At 59.8% G+C, this 333-nt stretch carries 1 protein-coding gene; it reads right to left on the reverse strand.

The annotated features are described in order from the left end of the window. On the reverse strand, positions 1 to 333 hold a 333-nt coding region (locus tag EE949_RS13020; protein ID WP_277423367.1), incomplete at both ends, for a histidine kinase dimerization/phospho-acceptor domain-containing protein.

Here is a 333-nt window from a genome sequence, read left to right on the forward strand (position 1 = left end):
GGACGATGCCCTGCTCCTGAGCCTGTTCTTCGAAGCGCGCCTTGGCCTCCTCCAGGAGCGCTTCGATGGAGCAAGGCGCCAGCTTGAGCTTCTGCAGGCCATTCTGATAACGCGAAAAATTCAGCAGGTCGTTGATGAGCTGCATCAGGCGCTGCATTTCTTCGGTGACTGTATTGAGCAGGTCCGCTTCGCGGGATTCAGGCGCAAAATGCAGCCTCTCCTGCAGCAGACCAAATGCCATGTGCATGCCCGTGACCGGCGTACGCAGTTCGTGCGAGGCGCGCAGCACGAACTCGCTGCGCACGCGCTCGAAAGCACGTTGCTCGGTAACGT

The sequence above is a fragment of the Pseudomonas viridiflava genome (assembly GCF_900602065.1).
Taxonomy (GTDB): Bacteria; Pseudomonadota; Gammaproteobacteria; order Pseudomonadales; family Pseudomonadaceae; genus Aquipseudomonas.